At 70.7% G+C, this 13899-nt stretch carries 17 protein-coding genes and 1 tRNA gene; 10 read left to right on the plus strand and 8 right to left on the minus strand.

Annotated features, from left to right (window positions below):
- Positions 1 to 160: 160 nt before the first annotated feature.
- A tRNA-Met gene (locus G3573_RS06350) sits at positions 161 to 237 on the minus strand.
- 104 nt (positions 238 to 341) lie between these two features.
- On the opposite strand from G3573_RS06350, the gene G3573_RS06355 reads away from it, so the two are divergent.
- The 6 genes from G3573_RS06355 (at position 342) to G3573_RS06380 (ending at position 6334) form a co-directional block, all read left to right on the plus strand.
- Positions 342 to 1391 carry a glycosyltransferase gene (locus tag G3573_RS06355; RefSeq protein ID WP_163260233.1) on the plus strand — a complete coding sequence of 350 codons (1050 nt, stop codon included), beginning with the start codon at positions 342 to 344 and terminating at the stop codon, positions 1389 to 1391.
- Positions 1379 to 3118, plus strand: coding sequence for an asparagine synthase (glutamine-hydrolyzing) (gene asnB / locus G3573_RS06360; RefSeq protein ID WP_163260235.1), 1740 nt, complete (start codon positions 1379 to 1381; stop codon positions 3116 to 3118). The genes G3573_RS06355 and asnB overlap by 13 nt, the downstream gene beginning before the upstream one ends.
- A gap of 40 nt (positions 3119 to 3158) precedes the next feature.
- Positions 3159 to 4418, plus strand: coding sequence for a PQQ-dependent sugar dehydrogenase (locus G3573_RS06365; RefSeq protein WP_163260236.1), 1260 nt, complete (start codon positions 3159 to 3161; stop codon positions 4416 to 4418).
- Positions 4419 to 4529: 111 nt separating this feature from the next.
- A complete protein-coding gene (locus G3573_RS06370) occupies positions 4530 to 5027 on the plus strand; it encodes an Lrp/AsnC family transcriptional regulator (protein WP_163260238.1) in 498 nt (165 codons plus the stop codon).
- Between the two features lie 105 nt (positions 5028 to 5132).
- Complete coding sequence (locus tag G3573_RS06375) at positions 5133 to 6089, plus strand: pirin family protein (protein ID WP_163260240.1); 957 nt, start codon at positions 5133 to 5135, stop codon at positions 6087 to 6089.
- Positions 6090 to 6190: 101 nt separating this feature from the next.
- Positions 6191 to 6334 carry a hypothetical protein gene (locus G3573_RS06380; RefSeq protein ID WP_163260242.1) on the plus strand — a complete coding sequence of 48 codons (144 nt, stop codon included), beginning with the start codon at positions 6191 to 6193 and terminating at the stop codon, positions 6332 to 6334.
- Here the strand turns inward: G3573_RS06380 and G3573_RS06385 are convergent.
- The 4 genes from G3573_RS06385 to G3573_RS06400 all read right to left on the minus strand — a co-directional run bounded on the left by G3573_RS06385 (position 6331) and on the right by G3573_RS06400 (position 9868).
- On the minus strand, positions 6331 to 6663 hold the full coding sequence (locus tag G3573_RS06385) for a hypothetical protein (protein WP_163260244.1): 333 nt from the start codon (positions 6661 to 6663) through the stop codon (positions 6331 to 6333). The two genes, G3573_RS06380 and G3573_RS06385, sit on opposite strands and share 4 nt — an antisense overlap.
- A gap of 9 nt (positions 6664 to 6672) precedes the next feature.
- Positions 6673 to 7650: an alpha/beta hydrolase gene (locus G3573_RS06390; RefSeq protein ID WP_163260246.1), complete on the minus strand. Its 978-nt coding sequence runs from the start codon at positions 7648 to 7650 to the stop codon at positions 6673 to 6675.
- A gap of 127 nt (positions 7651 to 7777) precedes the next feature.
- Positions 7778 to 8971, minus strand: coding sequence for an acetyl-CoA C-acyltransferase (locus tag G3573_RS06395; protein ID WP_163260247.1), 1194 nt, complete (start codon positions 8969 to 8971; stop codon positions 7778 to 7780).
- 33 nt (positions 8972 to 9004) lie between these two features.
- Entirely contained in the window at positions 9005 to 9868 is an 864-nt protein-coding gene (locus G3573_RS06400; protein WP_163260249.1) for a thioesterase family protein, read from the minus strand.
- A gap of 175 nt (positions 9869 to 10043) precedes the next feature.
- Between G3573_RS06400 and G3573_RS06405 the strand changes: the two genes are divergently transcribed.
- The 3 genes from G3573_RS06405 (at position 10044) to G3573_RS06415 (ending at position 11482) form a co-directional block, all read left to right on the plus strand.
- Positions 10044 to 10616, plus strand: a complete 573-nt coding sequence (locus G3573_RS06405; protein ID WP_163260251.1) for a beta/gamma crystallin-related protein — start codon at positions 10044 to 10046, stop codon at positions 10614 to 10616.
- 72 nt (positions 10617 to 10688) lie between these two features.
- Positions 10689 to 11180: a helix-turn-helix domain-containing protein gene (locus tag G3573_RS06410; RefSeq protein WP_163260253.1), complete on the plus strand. Its 492-nt coding sequence runs from the start codon at positions 10689 to 10691 to the stop codon at positions 11178 to 11180.
- 11 nt (positions 11181 to 11191) lie between these two features.
- Complete coding sequence (locus tag G3573_RS06415; RefSeq protein WP_163260255.1) at positions 11192 to 11482, plus strand: hypothetical protein; 291 nt, start codon at positions 11192 to 11194, stop codon at positions 11480 to 11482.
- 5 nt (positions 11483 to 11487) lie between these two features.
- Here G3573_RS06415 and G3573_RS06420 read toward each other — a convergent pair whose 3' ends face one another.
- Complete coding sequence (locus G3573_RS06420) at positions 11488 to 11940, minus strand: hypothetical protein (RefSeq protein ID WP_163260256.1); 453 nt, start codon at positions 11938 to 11940, stop codon at positions 11488 to 11490.
- Entirely contained in the window at positions 11937 to 12875 is a 939-nt protein-coding gene (locus G3573_RS06425) for an acyl-CoA desaturase (protein WP_163260257.1), read from the minus strand. The genes G3573_RS06420 and G3573_RS06425 overlap by 4 nt, the downstream gene beginning before the upstream one ends.
- 138 nt (positions 12876 to 13013) lie before the next feature.
- On the opposite strand from G3573_RS06425, the gene G3573_RS06430 reads away from it, so the two are divergent.
- Positions 13014 to 13334, plus strand: coding sequence for a metalloregulator ArsR/SmtB family transcription factor (locus G3573_RS06430; protein ID WP_163260258.1), 321 nt, complete (start codon positions 13014 to 13016; stop codon positions 13332 to 13334).
- Between the two features lie 6 nt (positions 13335 to 13340).
- On the opposite strand, the gene G3573_RS06435 is transcribed toward G3573_RS06430, so the two are convergent.
- On the minus strand, positions 13341 to 13899 hold a 559-nt coding region (locus G3573_RS06435; RefSeq protein WP_163260259.1), incomplete at its 5' end, for a DUF4232 domain-containing protein.

Consider the following 13899-nt stretch of genomic DNA (forward strand, 5'->3'; position numbering starts at 1 on the left):
GGGCGGCCGCACTCGGACGGGGCCGACGACGCGGGACTCCGCAACGCGGAATCAGAGCGGAACCGTTTTTGCGGCGGTGCAGCGCGGCGGAAGCGTCGCGAAGGCGCGCGCGGATGCTGCGGATCGCGCCGTTCCAACAAGCTGAACTGTTTGAGGAAAGTGGTAGCTGGGGGCGGGATCGAACCGCCGACCTGTGGGTTATGAATCCACCGCTCTAACCATCTGAGCTACCCAGCCACGGGTCCCCCCGAGGGGAGAGCGACGGCCTATATAGGGAACCTTCCTGCCGTTCAAGCCGCCAAAGTTTGACGCGGCGCCGCACGTGTTAGGGTGTGCGCCGCATGCTCGAGCCTCCCCGCGTCATGCACCTGCTGGGCACCACCGCCGAAGGGGGGGCGGAGACCTATTTTCAGAGCCTGGTGCTGGCGCTGGCGCGGGCCGGCGACCCCACCTCGGCGGCGATCCGGGCCAACCTCGGGCGCGAGCAGGCGCTGACGGGCGCGGGCGTGCCCTTCCGGGTGTTCGACTATGGCAATCCGCTGGACCTGGGCACCCGGCCGGCGCTGGGACGCTGGGCGCGCGAGCAGGACGCGCAGGTGCTGCTGGCCTGGATGAACCGCGCCGCCCGCCACTCGCCGCGCGGGCCGTGGAAGCGGATCGGCCGGCTGGGCGGCTATTACGACCTGAAGTACTATCGCGGCTTCGACATGCTGGTCGGCAACACCGTCGACATCCGCGACTGGATCGTCTCGGAGGGCTGGCCGGCCGACCAGGTCACCTACATCCCCAACTTCGCCAGCGCGGACCACTGCCCGCCCGCCTCGCGCGCGGCCGAGGAAACGCCTGAGGGCGTGCCGCTGCTGCTGGGCATGGGCCGGCTGCACCCCGCCAAGGCGCACGACGTCAGCCTGAAGGCGCTCAGGCGCATTCCCGACGCCTGGCTGTGGATCGCCGGCGTGGGGCCTCTGGAGGACGAGCTGAAGCGGCTGGCGCGGGACTTGGGGGTGGCCGAGCGCGTGCGCTTCCTGGGCTGGCGGCGCGACGCGGGCGCGCTGTACCGGGCGGCGGACGTGTGCGTCTTCCCCTCGCGCTACGAGCCGCTGGGCAATGTGGTGATCCAGGCCTGGGTGCACGGCCTGCCGCTGGTGGCCGCCGCCTCGCGCGGGCCGGCCGGGCTGATCCATGACGGCGTCAACGGCCGGCTGGTGCCGGTGGACGACCCCGACGCCCTGGCCGAGGCGGTCTCTATCCTGCTGGCCGACCCGGCGGGACGCGCCGAACTGGCGGCCGCGGGAGCCCGGCGCGTGACCTCGGAGTTTTCCGAGGACGCGATCATCGATCAGTGGCGAGCCCTTTTCCAAGCCGTCGGAGGCGCGCGATGTGCGGCATAGCCGGAGTGCTGGGACCAGGCGCGACGCCTGACGCCGCGCGGCCGCTGATCGAGAGCATCGCCCATCGCGGACCTGACGGCGTGCGCGTCGAGGACGGCGCTGGCTGGTCGCTGGGCCACGCACGCCTGTCGATCATCGACCTGGAGGGCGGCTGGCAGCCGCTGCACCTGGCCGGCTCGACCCTGATCGGCAACGGCGAGATCTACAACTACGTCGAGCTGACGGCGGAGTACGACCTCGACGCGGCCCTGCAGACCGGCTCGGACTTCGAACCCCTGCTGCACATCTATTCGCGCGAGGGCTCCAGCGCCTTTGAGCGGCTGCGCGGCATGTTCGCGCTGTGCCTGGTCGGCGCCGACGGGGTCAGCTGGCTGGTGCGCGACGGCTTCGGCATCAAGCCGCTCTATTACACCTGGGACGGGCCGACCCTGCGCTTCGCCTCCGAGCCGCGCGCCCTGCTGCCCAAGACGGGCCGCACTCTGGTCCAGGACCGGGTCGAGGAGCTGCTGGCGCTGAACTACACGCTGGGCGAAGACACCATCTTCAAGGGCGTCAGCCGCATGTCGCCGGGCCGCTCGCTGGAGATTCGCCCGGGCCGCGACTGGGCCGAGCCCGGCGACGTCGACCAGGTCTGGCTGGCGGCCGAGCCGATCAAGTTCAACAGCCTCGACGACGCGCTGGAGCAACTGGACGCCGTGCTGGAGGACAGCGTGCGCGTCCACCAGCGCTCCGACGTGCCCTACGGCCTGTTCCTGTCGGGCGGCATCGACTCCGCGGTGATCGCCACGATGATGAGCCGGCTGAACGAGCGGCCGGTCACCGCCTTCACCTGCGGCTTCGAGGCGGAGGGCGCGCGCGACGAGCGCGCCCGGGCCGAAGCCGTGGCCCGCGCCCTGAACCTGGACTGGCGCGAGACCAGCTTCGGCGAGGAAGACTTCTGGCGGCTGCTGCCCAAGGTCGCCTGGGCGCTGGACGAGCCGACCACCGACTACGCCGCCCTGCCGACCTACAAGCTGGCGGAGGCCGCCAAGGGCACGCTGACCGTGGTGCTGACCGGCGAGGGCGGCGACGAGCTGTTCGCCGGCTACGGGCGCTATCGCCGCTCGCTGCGGGCGCGCTGGCTGGGCGGGCGGCCGGCCGAGCCGCAGGTCGACGCGCCCTTCCTGCGCGACGGCGGCGAAGGGGCGCTGGAGCGCTGGCGCGAGATCGCGCTGGACTGGTCCAAGTCGTTCGGCTCGACCCCGCTGCAGGCGGCCCAGATCGCCGACATCAAGACCTGGCTGCACGCCGACCTGCTGCTCAAGCTGGACCGCTGCCTGATGGCCCACGGCCTGGAGGGGCGCACGCCCTTCCTCGACAACAAGGTCGCCGCCTTCGCCTTCCACCTGCCCGACCGGCTGAAGGTGCAGGGGCGGCTCGGCAAATGGCTGCTGCGCAAGTGGCTGGAGCGGCACTGCCCGGCCGCCGACCCGTTCGCGCGCAAGATGGGCTTCACCGTGCCGGTCGGGGCCTGGATCGCTCCGCGCGCCGCCGACCTGGGCCCCAGGATCGCGGCCGTGCAGGGCGTGGCCGAGGCGTGCGACGTCGAGGCGGTGCGCGCGGTGTTCGCTCGCTCCGACCACGTCGAGGCGCGCTGGCCGCTGCTGTTCTTCGCGGTCTGGTGGCTGATCCACGTCGGCGGGGTCGAGCCGCAAGCCGCGCTGAAGGAACTTGTCGGCGAGCCGTGATTTCCGGATCGTCAGGGCGGAAACCTGACGGAGGCCGTCGATGAGCATGCGTGGGCGCAGACCGGCTCGACCGTTTGTCATGACCTTCGCGGTGCTGGCGCTGCTGGCCGCCTGCAAGGACGCGAACGGCCGCCATCAGGCCGCGTCGCTGGCCGGCGCGCGTCCGCCGGCCGAGACGCGCGCGCCGAACGGCGAGGGCCAGACGCCGGCCTTCCCGAACCAGACGCGCGCGCCGCAGCCGGCCTCGACCGAGCGTTTCTCGATCCGCACCGTCGTCAGCGGCCTGTCGCACCCCTGGGCGCTGGCCTTCCTGCCCGACGGACGTCTGCTGGTCACCGAGCGGCCGGGGCGGCTGCGCATCGTCTCACCGGCCGGAGAGGTGTCCGCGCCGGTCGCCGGCCTGCCGAAGGTCGACGCCCGCGATCAGGGCGGCCTGCTGGACGTGGAGCTGAGCCCCAGCTTCGCCACCGACGGGCTGATCTACTGGAGCTACGCCGAGCCGCGACCGGGCGGCAACGGCACGGCGGTGGCGCGCGGGCGGCTGGTCGCGGACGGCCCCGAGCCGCGGGTCGAGAACGTGCAGGTGATCTTCCGCCAGCAGCCGACCTTCGACAGCACCAAGCACTTCGGTTCGCGCCTGGTGTTCGCCCCAGACGGGACCCTGTTCGTGACCTTGGGCGAGCGCTCGCTGCCGGCCTCGCGGGTGAAGGCGCAGGACCTGTCGACCGACTTCGGCAAGGTGGTGCGGATCAATCCGGACGGCTCGATCCCCAAGGACAACCCGTTCGTCAGCCAGGCTGGCGACCGGCCCGAGATCTGGTCCTACGGTCACCGCAACGTCCAGGCTGCGGCGCTCGACCTCAAGGGGCGGCTGTGGACCGTCGAGCACGGGCCCAAGGGCGGCGACGAGCTGAACCGGCCGGAAGCCGGCAAGAACTACGGCTGGCCGGTGATCACCTACGGCATCGACTATTCGGGCGCGCCGATCGGCGAGGGCCTCACCGCCAAGGCCGGCATGGAGCAGCCGGTCTACTACTGGGACCCGGTGATCGCGCCGTCGGGCATGACCTTCTACACCGGCGACGCCTTCCCGGCCTGGAAGGGCTCGATCCTGATCGGCGGCCTGGTCCAGAAGGGGGTGGTGCGCCTGGTGCTGGGCCCCGACGACCGCGTCGCGGCCGAGGAGCGGCTGCCGATCGGCGAGCGGGTGCGCGACGTGCGCCAGGGGCCGGACGGCGCCGTCTGGCTGGTCACCGACGAAACCGACGGGAAGATCCTGAAGCTGTCGCCCGCCGGTTGATAAAACGGCCGCGCTTGTGAATGGCGTTTAGCGAAACTATTGCCAAGAATCGGCGCTTTCGTGTCTAAGGGCGGCAATCCATTTCGTTCGCGCCCGATTCAGGAGCACGCCTTGGCCGAGGCCCTCGACCCCGTAGACGCCCGAATCCTGGACCTGGTCCAGCACGACGCGAGCCTGTCCGTGGCCGAGATCGCCGAGCAGGTGGGCCTGTCGCCCTCGCCGTGCTGGCGGCGGATCAAGCGGTTGGAGGACGCCGGGGTCATCCGCAAGCGCGTGACCCTGCTCGACTCCGAAAAACTGGGCCTGGGCTTCGAGGTCTACGCCATCGTCAAGCTCACCCTGCCGACCAAGGAAAACCTCGACGCCTTCGAGGACGCCGTGGCCCGCTGGCCGGAGGTGGTGCAGTGCGCCACCATCACCGGGCGCGAGGACTATGTCCTGCGGGTGATCACCAAGGATATCCACACCTTCGACGAGTTCCTGCGCGAGCGGCTGCTGTCGCTGGGCCTGGTCTCCGACGTGGAGAGCCACATCGTGGTGCGCGGGGTAAAGAACACCACGGCCGTGCCGCTGGGCCTGATCAGCCCGCACGTCGAGCACCCCGAGTAACCGCGGTTTCGACGCCACAGGCGCGGGCTTTCCGCTCCGGCCACGCTCGACAAGACAACGCTGTTCGATAACCCTCGCCTTTCGGGGGAAGTCAGGGGTAGGGCGATGATCGAACTTGTTGTCGATGCGCGGAAGAAGGACCTGGGCGGCTTCGAGGTCGGACGGGTGCTGCCGTTCGCCGAGCGGCGCATGGTCGGGCCCTTCATCTTCCTGGATCACATGGGCCCCGCCGACTTCGAGCCGGGCCACGGCGTCGACGTGCGGCCGCACCCGCACATCGGCCTGTCGACCGTGACCTACCTGTTCGAAGGCGAACTGGTGCACCGCGACAGCCTGGGCTCGCACCTGAGCATCCAGCCCGGCGAGGTGAACTGGATGACCGCCGGCAAGGGCATCAGCCACTCCGAGCGCACCGACCCGTACCGCCGCGAGATCGGCGCGCGCCTGCACGGCATGCAGGCCTGGCTGGCCCTGCCGACCGAGCACGAGGAGGACGAGCCGGCCTTCGACCACTACACCGGCGCCGACCTGATGGAGTACCACGGCGAGGGTCTCTACGCCCGGCTGATCGCCGGCGAGGCCTACGGCGCCAAGTCGAAGGTGAAGACCCACTCGCCGCTGTTCTACGTGCACTGGGAGATGGCCGCCGGCGTGAAGTCGGCACCGCCCAAGGGGCATTCGGAACGCGCCGCCTACGTCGTGAAGGGCGCGATCGAGATCGACGGGCGCCGCTTCGACGCCGGCCAGATGATCGTGTTCGAGAAGAACGCCGACGCGGTGGTCACCGCCCTGACCCCGGCCACGGTCATGCTCCTGGGCGGCGAGCCGGTGGGCGAGCGGCTGATCTGGTGGAACTTCGTCTCCTCCTCGAAGGAGCGGATGGAGCAGGCCAAGGCCGACTGGAAGGAAGGCCGCTTCGCCCTGCCGCCGCAGGACGACAAGGAGTTCATCCCCCTGCCCGAGGAAGAGCCGCCGGTGCAGCAGGCGTCGGAGGCGGCTGAGGAGGAGGTCCAGGAAGCGGTCCCGGAAACGGTCCAGGCGGTGGCGCAGGCGGCGGGCTGAGCCCCCGCCCGCTGCGGCTCGGCGCCCCTGCGGGAAATACCGTATTGCCTTCCGATCTGGGTGCGAGTCATTCTCAATCGCATCAGTTTGGGAGTCTCGCCATGATCCTCCTCACCCTTGGCGTCGAGACGCTGGCGCGTCTGATGGAGCCGGAAGCGCGCGACCGCGAGGCGGCCTGGCTGCTGGCCGGGCCGGCCGACGACGTCGTCGATCCTGAAGAGGCGCCGCCCCCCGCGGACGCTTAGGTCCGGTCCCAGACCAGGTAGCGCCGCTCCTGCAGGGGCGCGGCGTTGAGCGCCGGCCACCAGGCCTCGTCGGCGTGGCGCAGATGCGCGGGCAGGGCCGCGCGCAGGGCGTCGAAGCCGCGCTGGCCGGCCGCGACGGTCAGGGCCGGGCCGTCCGCCCGGTAGAACACCAGCTCGACCGGCGTGGCCGCCGTGGCGCGCCGGGCCTCGACCTGATCCACCTCGCTCCAGGCCACGCGCGTGACCCCAGGCCGGCGCAGCAGCTCCTTGCGCAGCAGCCGCACCTCGCGGGCGTCGAATTCGATCTCGTACGAAGCCATGGTCTGCAAGGTAGTCCGTCAGGCCGCCTTGAACACCCCGTGCCGCGCGCCCCAGGCCAGGAACAGGTCGGGCCATATGGCCGCGGGCTTGCCCTGGATCAGGCGCAGGCCGAAGCCGTGCTCGCCCTCCTCGAACACGTGCAGCTCGGCCGGGATCTTCGCCGCGCGCAGGGCGGAGAACATCATCAGGCTGTTTTCGACCGGCACGGCGCTGTCGTCGGCGGCGTGCACCAGGAAGGTCGGCGGGGTGTCGGGCCCGACGCTGCGTTCGCGCGAATAAGCGCCGATCCGCTCGTCGCTCGGCGAGGCCCCCAGCAGGAAGTCGCGCGAGCCGGGATGGGCGTGCGGCGCGGCCATGGTGATCACCGGATACATCAGGCCCGCGACGTCCGGCCGGGCGCTGACCGCGTCGCGGCCGTCGACCGGGGCGTAGACCGGCTGTCCGTGCCGGGTGGCCAGCGAAGCGGCCAGGTGTCCGCCGGCGGAGAAACCCAGCACCGCGATGCGCCCCGGATCGACGCCATAGCGCGCGGCGTCGGCGCGGATGATCCGTAGCGCCCGCTGGGCGTCCTGCAGGGGCGCGTCCGGGCCCGCGGCCCAGCCGTCGGCCGGCAGGCGGTAGCGCAGCACGAAGGCCGTGACGCCGGCCGCCGCCAGCCGCCGGGCGGCCTCGAAGCCCTCCTTGTCGATGACCACGCGCTTGTAGCCGCCGCCGGGGATGATCAGCACCGCCGCGCCTGAAGGACGGGCCGGCCGGAACACGGTCATCAGCGACTCGGTGACGCCGGTGGCGAAGCGGTCGCGATACTGGGCCGGGTCGGGGCTGCGCTCGACGATCTCCAGCTTCACGGCAGCGCGTTCGCCGCCGGGCGCGGCCCCGGGCCACAGCCGCACGATCTCGGTCGGGTCGTCGGAGTAGGTCGGGCCGGTGGCGGCTGCGGCGGGGCTGGCGGCGAGCGCGGCGCCCAGGCCCAGCACGGTGCGGCGATCAAGCATGGCGGTACTCCCCGACTGAGACGGGGAGCTTAGGCGGGCGGCGGGCCGCTCCCAAATCGGGGTCGCAGGCACGAAAAAGGGCGCGGACCGAGGCCCGCGCCCTTCACGCTCGTTCAGCGGACCGGGATCAGACCAGCTCGATCGCCATGGCGGTCGCTTCGCCGCCGCCGATGCACAGCGAGGCCAGGCCCTTCTTGCCGCCGGTCTTCTCCAGGGCGGAGATCAGGGTGGCGATCACGCGCGCGCCCGACGCGCCGATCGGGTGGCCCAGCGCGCAGGCGCCGCCGTGGATGTTCAGCTTGTCGTGCGGGATGTTCATGTCGCGCATGGCGATCATCGGCACCACGGCGAAGGCTTCGTTGACTTCGAACAGGTCGACGTCGTCGACGCTCCAGCCGGCCTTCTTCAGCGCCTTCTCCATCGCCGGCACTGGGGCGGTGGTGAACTTGCCCGGCTCGTGGGCGTGGGCGGCGTGCGAGACCACCTTGGCGACGATCGGCAGGCCCAGCTTCTCGGCGACCGACTGGCGGGTCATCACCAGGGCGGCGGCGCCGTCGGAGATCGACGAGGCGTTGGCGGCGGTGATGCCGCCGTCCTTGGCGAAGGCCGGCTTCAGGGTCGGGATCTTGGCCGGGTCGGCCTTCAGCGGCTGCTCGTCCTTCGAGACCACCTCGACGCCCTTGCGGGTGGTGACTTCCACCGGGACGATCTCACGCTCGAAGGCGCCGCTCTCCACCGCCGCCTTGGCGCGCGAGAGGCTCTCGATGGCGTAGGCGTCCATGTCCTCGCGGGTGAACTGGTACTCGCGGGCGGTGTCCTCGGCGAAGGCGCCCATCAGCTTGCCCGGCGTGTAGGCGTCTTCCAGGCCGTCCAGGTACATGGAGTCCGAGATGGTGTCGTGACCGATGCGGGCCCCGCCGCGGTGCTTGCCCATCAGGTACGGGGCGTTGGTCATGGACTCCATGCCGCCCGCCACGATCACGTCGGCGCTGCCGGCGGCGAGCGCGTCGTGCGCCATGATCGCCGCCTGCATGCCCGAGCCGCACATCTTGTTGACGGTGGTGGCCTCGGTGTTCAGCGACAGGCCCGCGCCCAGCGCCGCCTGGCGGGCCGGCGCCTGGCCGAGGCCGGCGGGCAGCACGCAGCCCATGAAGATCTGCTCGACCTTGTCGGCGGGCAGGCCGGCGCGCTCCAGCGCGGCCTTCACGGCGACGGCGCCGAGCTGGGTGGACTTCACGCCCGAGAGCGCGCCCTGGAAGCCGCCCATCGGCGTGCGGGCGTAGGAGGCGATGACGACGGGATCGGAGCCGTTGGCGGGCATGGGAATCCTCGATGACTGTGTTGTTGGGGCGAGTTAAACCGCCGCCGAGGCGCCTCGCGCAAGCACCTTTCTCAGCTGGCGGGCCACGCCGAGCAGTTCGCCCGCGCGGTTCCAGGCCGTTCCGTCCTCCACCGCCCAGCCGTTCGCCCAGTCGCGGGTCCTGAACTCGAACAGGGCCCAGCCGTCGGGCGCGACGTCCGGCGTGAGGGCGCGCGCGAAGTCGTATCTAAGGTCGACGGTGGCCGCCGGCCAGGGACGATCGGTCACGGCGTAGAAGGACGGGAACACCGCGTCGAACAGGAAGGCCAGGCGCGCCGCGTCCAGCGGCAGGCCGTCGTTCAGCCGCATCCAGATGCGGATCACCGCCTCCTCGCCGTTGGCGAACGGAAAGCCGGCGCCGGCCGGGCGATAGTCGGCCAGCTGGGTGAAGTGCGGGACGATGGCCGGCGGCAGGTCCAGCGGGGCCAGGCCTTCCGGTTGGGCGACGCCGGCAGGCCGGCTTAGCGGTCGGTGCGCGGGGCTGGTCGCGTCCTGGCCGAAGGTGAGGCCGGCGGTGAAGCGCGTGTCGCCCGCCTGGTGCGCCACGACCTGGGCGAAGGTGGTGGTGCGCGCGCCGCGCAGGCGCGAGGCCTCAAGCGTCAGCGGCGCGAAATCCGGCTTGGCCAGGTACTGGACCGACACGGTGCGCACCGGCGCGCCCGGGGTCAGCGCCTGCTCGGCGGCGCGGATCGCCAGGGCGGCCAGATAGCCGCCGTTAGGGCCGCCGCGCCCCGGCGAGGCCTCCATGCGGGCGTTGGAAAGACGAAGGGGCGGGAGCGCGCTCAGGCTCCCGCCCAGTTGGTCGGTGCGCAGGCGGATCGCCGCATCGAACTCGGCCGTGTCGAGCGCCTCATACATCGGCTCACCTCCGTTGCGATTGGAAACCTAGTAATGTGCGTCCTTAAACGCAACTGACAAAAAGTTTCCGCGGTCGGGATCAAAAGCCCAATGGCCAAGGTTGATGGGGGCGTACGGCAAAGCTCGCCCCGTCGGGGGGCCGGCTCCTCTCAGCGCGTGAAGAAGGAGATCGTCGATGCGTTCCGTTCTCTGTTTCGTGGCCGCGGCCGCTCTCGGCCTGTCCGCCCCCGCCGCCCAGGCGGCCTCGTTCCCGAACGTGCCGAAAATGGTCTCCAGCGCCTGGACCAAGGTGTCCACCACGGTGAAGCGGCCGTTCGTCAAGAAGAACACCGCGCCGCTCCCCACGTCGACGCCGGCGACCGACCCCGCGACCGAGACCCCGACGCCGCCGGCGGCCGCGGCGACGATTGGGGCGACGACTGGCACGACGACCGACGCGACGACGACGACCCCGATGGTCGCCCCCGCCCCGAACGCCGCGACGGCGCTGATCATCTACAGCGGCAAGGAATGGAGCGGCCGGCAGCTGAAGCTGACCGGCGACACGCCCAACCTCGGCGCGATGGAATTCAACAACCGGACGCGTTCGGTGCGGGTCCCGGCCGGCGAAACCTGGGAGTTCTGCAGCGACCGCGCCTATCGCGGCCATTGCCTGGCGCTGACCGGTGAAGTCGCCGACATCAAGGTCTACCAGATGCTCGAGCGGATCACTTCGGTGCGGAAACTGCCGAAGGCGCCGGAGGCCTGAATCGCAGCGGGCGGTCCGTCGTCAAAAGCAACGCCCCTTGTTTTCGGGCTGACGCAAGGGCATCTTTCGGGCATGGGCCGCACCGCCGATTATTCGCGTCAAAGCTGCAGCATCGCCGCCACCCTCGAGGTGATCGGCGACCCGTGGACTCTGCTGGTGATCCGCGACGCCTTCCGGGGCGTCCGCCGGTTCGAACAGTGGCAGGAGCGGCTGGGCGTCGCGCGCAACGTGCTGGCCTCGCGTCTGAAGAGCCTGGTCCAGCACGGCGTGCTCGAGCCCCGGGTCTATTCCGAGCGGCCGCTGCGCCACGAGTACGTCCTGACCGCCAAGGGCAAGGACCTCTACAAGGTGCTGCTGACCCTGCACGACTGGGGCGCGTCGCACCTGTACGGCGACGAGGGCGCGGGCGTCAGCTTCGTGCACAAGCCCTGCGGCCACGAGCTGAAGCCGACCCTGGCCTGCGCCTGCTGCGGCGAAGAGGTGAAGCCGCGCGACCTGGAGATGAAGGTCGAGCCGGACCGCCCCACCGTCGGCGACGTGCTGAACAAGGGCGAGGCGGCTTAGGCCGTGGCTCCGTGGGTGCGTTTAACGAACTGATCGTTGACGAGAACGGCCACGAACTCGCGATCCAGTTTAAGGCCGGCGAACGACGGCAGCATTGTTATCGTCTCGGCCAAGCGATCCTCCCGGGCTTTGACGACTTGAGCGGCACAGTTCTGGCCACCGGCATGGCCGGGTGGGGGACAGAGCAGGAGCCTTGGCGCTACTTCGTCCTTACCTTGGAAGACGGCGTGCTGCGGTCCTATCGAGAAGTGGATGAGGCGACCTTTGATGAGCTCGACCGGTCCCTCCCTGAGCGGGCCTGAAGGCTTCAAGTCAATGCCACGCGCCGGTAGGCGACCCGCCAGATCACCCAGCCGACGACGGCGCCCGCTAGGGCGGCGGCGCCGGTCAAAGCAAACAGTGCTACCGGCGCGTGATGTGGCGGAGCGGCCAAAAATAGCGCCAAGAGCAGCGCGATCGGCGCCAGGTTCAAACCGGCGCCGAGGGACATGGCGTCGGTCGGTCGGCGAAGTCCTGAGTTGTGCATCACCGCCCAGCCGGGCGCACCAAGCGCGAATAGGCCGGCAAGATAGATCGGGGTGACGGACACCCAGCCTTGGGCCGCCAATCTGACAAAGGTCCAAACGTCTGGCGTACGCCAGATGACGCTGGAGGTGACGGGCAGGGCGAGGGGACACCACAGCGCGCCGGCGGCCGCTGCCCCTACGAGCAGGCCGAGCACCGCTCGAAGTGGGGTCGTTGTGTAGGTCGCGCGGCTCATGCGTGAATTTCCTGGTTCGCCGCCCGCAGGCTCGCCCGCTCCGGCATGGTCTCTGGGGTGCGCACGTCCCAGGCCAGGCTCAGGCGCTCCAGCAACTGGATGAAGCGGAAGCCCCAGTCGGCCTGGCCGGGGTAGAGGCCGATGCGGGCGGAGCCGGGGTAGGCGTGGTGGTTGTTGTGCCAGGCCTCGCCCATGGTCGGGATCGCCGCCCAGGGCACGTCGTGGGCTTGCACGCCCGAGCCCTCGACGATCCAGGTCTGCGGGCCCTGGCGGTGGGCGAACCAGCCGACCAGCCAGTGGCCGTTCACCGAGGCGGCGACGCGGGCGCACACGCCCCACACCACCCACGGCCAGCCGCCCAGCAGATAGAGCACGACCGCGATCGGGACCTGTTGCAGCATCCAGCTGCGCTCCAGGAACCGGTAGCACGCGTCGCCGGCCAGCTCGGGGCCGGGGTCGAAGATTGGCGGGCTGGCCAGCACCAGCCGGCAGTGCGTGCTCCACCACCAGTCGCGCAGCATGCCGCTGCGATGGGCCAGCGCCGGGTGGCAGTCGGGACGCCGCTGGGCCCAGTCGCGGGTGTCGTGCACGCGCACCATCCACAGCGGCCCGCTCATGCCGACCGCCGTGCCGCACCAGGCCAGCAGGTGCTCCAGCCATTTCGGGCACTGGAAGCTGCGGTGGATCATCCGCCGGTGGAAGCCGACCGAGTGGCCGAGCAGCAGCAGGGCGCCGGTCAGCACCAGGAAGACCGCGAACGCGCTCCAGGTGAAGAAGGCGGGGCCCAGGAGCAGCGTCCCCAGCAGCATGGCTCCGTTCCACAGCGAGTGCTCCGGATCCCAGCGCACCTCGCCCTCGACCGGGCAGGCGTCCGGGCCGAGCCGCAGGGAATTGACGGCGTTGGGATCCTCGACGTGGCGGACCGTGGTGGTCATGCGCTTTCCTCCCGCGGCCTCCCTGCCGCTGAGTGATTACGCAATTAGCTTATTGCTTAAATATCGAAGGTGGCAAGCCCTTAGGAAATTCCTTAAATAGTGACGGGCCGAATCCCTTGTCGGCCTTGGGAGATCCCCGTGCAGCGTATCTTCGAAGCCCTGTCCTCGGTCGTCCGGCGCAAGATCCTGGCCTATCTGGCGCACACCGAGCTGACTGCCGGCGAGATCGCGGCGCGGTTTGAGATCTCCAAGCCGGCGGTGTCCCAGCACCTGAGCGTGCTGGAGAGCGCGGGGCTGGTGGAGAGCGATAAGCGCGGGCAGTACGTCTACTACCGGCTGGTTCAGGAGAACCTGGTCAACACGCTCAACGACTTCGTCCAGGAAGTCTGCCCGGTCTCCAAGCCGCTCAAGAAGGAAAGCGCGGCCCTAAAAGCGAACCTGGCGAAGGACCGCAAGTGACCTGGATCAGGCGGGCGGCCTGACTGCCTTCGCCGGCGCCAGCTCGGCCCGGATGGGCGAGACGCGGACCTGGCCGCCGCAGGCCTCGATGCGCTCCTCGACCTCCAGCGCCTGGTCCCCGCCGGGCGGGGTGACCTGGGCGCGGGTGGCGGTCATGCACGGCGCCTCGGTCGAGGGCACGACGTTCCATGCCAGGTAGAACACCGCCCGGCCGTTCGGCGCGACGGTGACCGGGGCGGCGGGGCCGCCGCTCTCGAAATAGTTCTGCTCAGTCTGCACCACGCGGATGGGCAGGGTGCGTCCGCTGGCGTCGAACAGGGTCAGGGTCGGATAGCCGGCCAGGGTGCAGGGCTTGGGCGCGACGCTGGTCAGCGCGAAGGTCGCCACCCGGTTGCCGGCGCCGGCGTCGGTGGCGATCCGCTTCAGGGTCAGCTCGCCCGAGCGGCAGTTGGAGCCGCCGGGCGCGACGGGCCCGGCGGGCGTGGCCGTGACCGGCGTTGCGGTCGCAGGCGCCGCCGGCTGGACCGCCACCGGCGCGGGCGGCGGCGTCCCGGTCGGGACGGAG

It is taken from the genome of Caulobacter sp. 17J65-9, assembly GCF_010975005.1.
Lineage (GTDB): Bacteria > Pseudomonadota > Alphaproteobacteria > Caulobacterales > Caulobacteraceae > 17J80-11.

Bases quoted from the DNA above. Each gene is read 5' to 3' on its own strand.
- G3573_RS06355 (WP_163260233.1), top strand. From the start codon at position 342: ATGCTCGAGCCTCCCCGCGTCATGCACCTGCTGGGCACCACCGCCGAA.
- asnB (WP_163260235.1), top strand. From the start codon at position 1,379: ATGTGCGGCATAGCCGGAGTGCTGGGACCAGGCGCGACGCCTGACGCC.
- G3573_RS06365 (WP_163260236.1), top strand. From the start codon at position 3,159: ATGAGCATGCGTGGGCGCAGACCGGCTCGACCGTTTGTCATGACCTTC.
- G3573_RS06375 (WP_163260240.1), top strand. From the start codon at position 5,133: ATGATCGAACTTGTTGTCGATGCGCGGAAGAAGGACCTGGGCGGCTTC.
- G3573_RS06380 (WP_163260242.1), top strand. From the start codon at position 6,191: ATGATCCTCCTCACCCTTGGCGTCGAGACGCTGGCGCGTCTGATGGAG.
- G3573_RS06390 (WP_163260246.1), bottom strand. From the start codon at position 7,650: ATGCTTGATCGCCGCACCGTGCTGGGCCTGGGCGCCGCGCTCGCCGCC.
- G3573_RS06395 (WP_163260247.1), bottom strand. From the start codon at position 8,971: ATGCCCGCCAACGGCTCCGATCCCGTCGTCATCGCCTCCTACGCCCGC.
- G3573_RS06400 (WP_163260249.1), bottom strand. From the start codon at position 9,868: ATGTATGAGGCGCTCGACACGGCCGAGTTCGATGCGGCGATCCGCCTG.
- G3573_RS06405 (WP_163260251.1), top strand. From the start codon at position 10,044: ATGCGTTCCGTTCTCTGTTTCGTGGCCGCGGCCGCTCTCGGCCTGTCC.
- G3573_RS06410 (WP_163260253.1), top strand. From the start codon at position 10,689: ATGGGCCGCACCGCCGATTATTCGCGTCAAAGCTGCAGCATCGCCGCC.
- G3573_RS06420 (WP_163260256.1), bottom strand. From the start codon at position 11,940: ATGAGCCGCGCGACCTACACAACGACCCCACTTCGAGCGGTGCTCGGC.
- G3573_RS06425 (WP_163260257.1), bottom strand. From the start codon at position 12,875: ATGACCACCACGGTCCGCCACGTCGAGGATCCCAACGCCGTCAATTCC.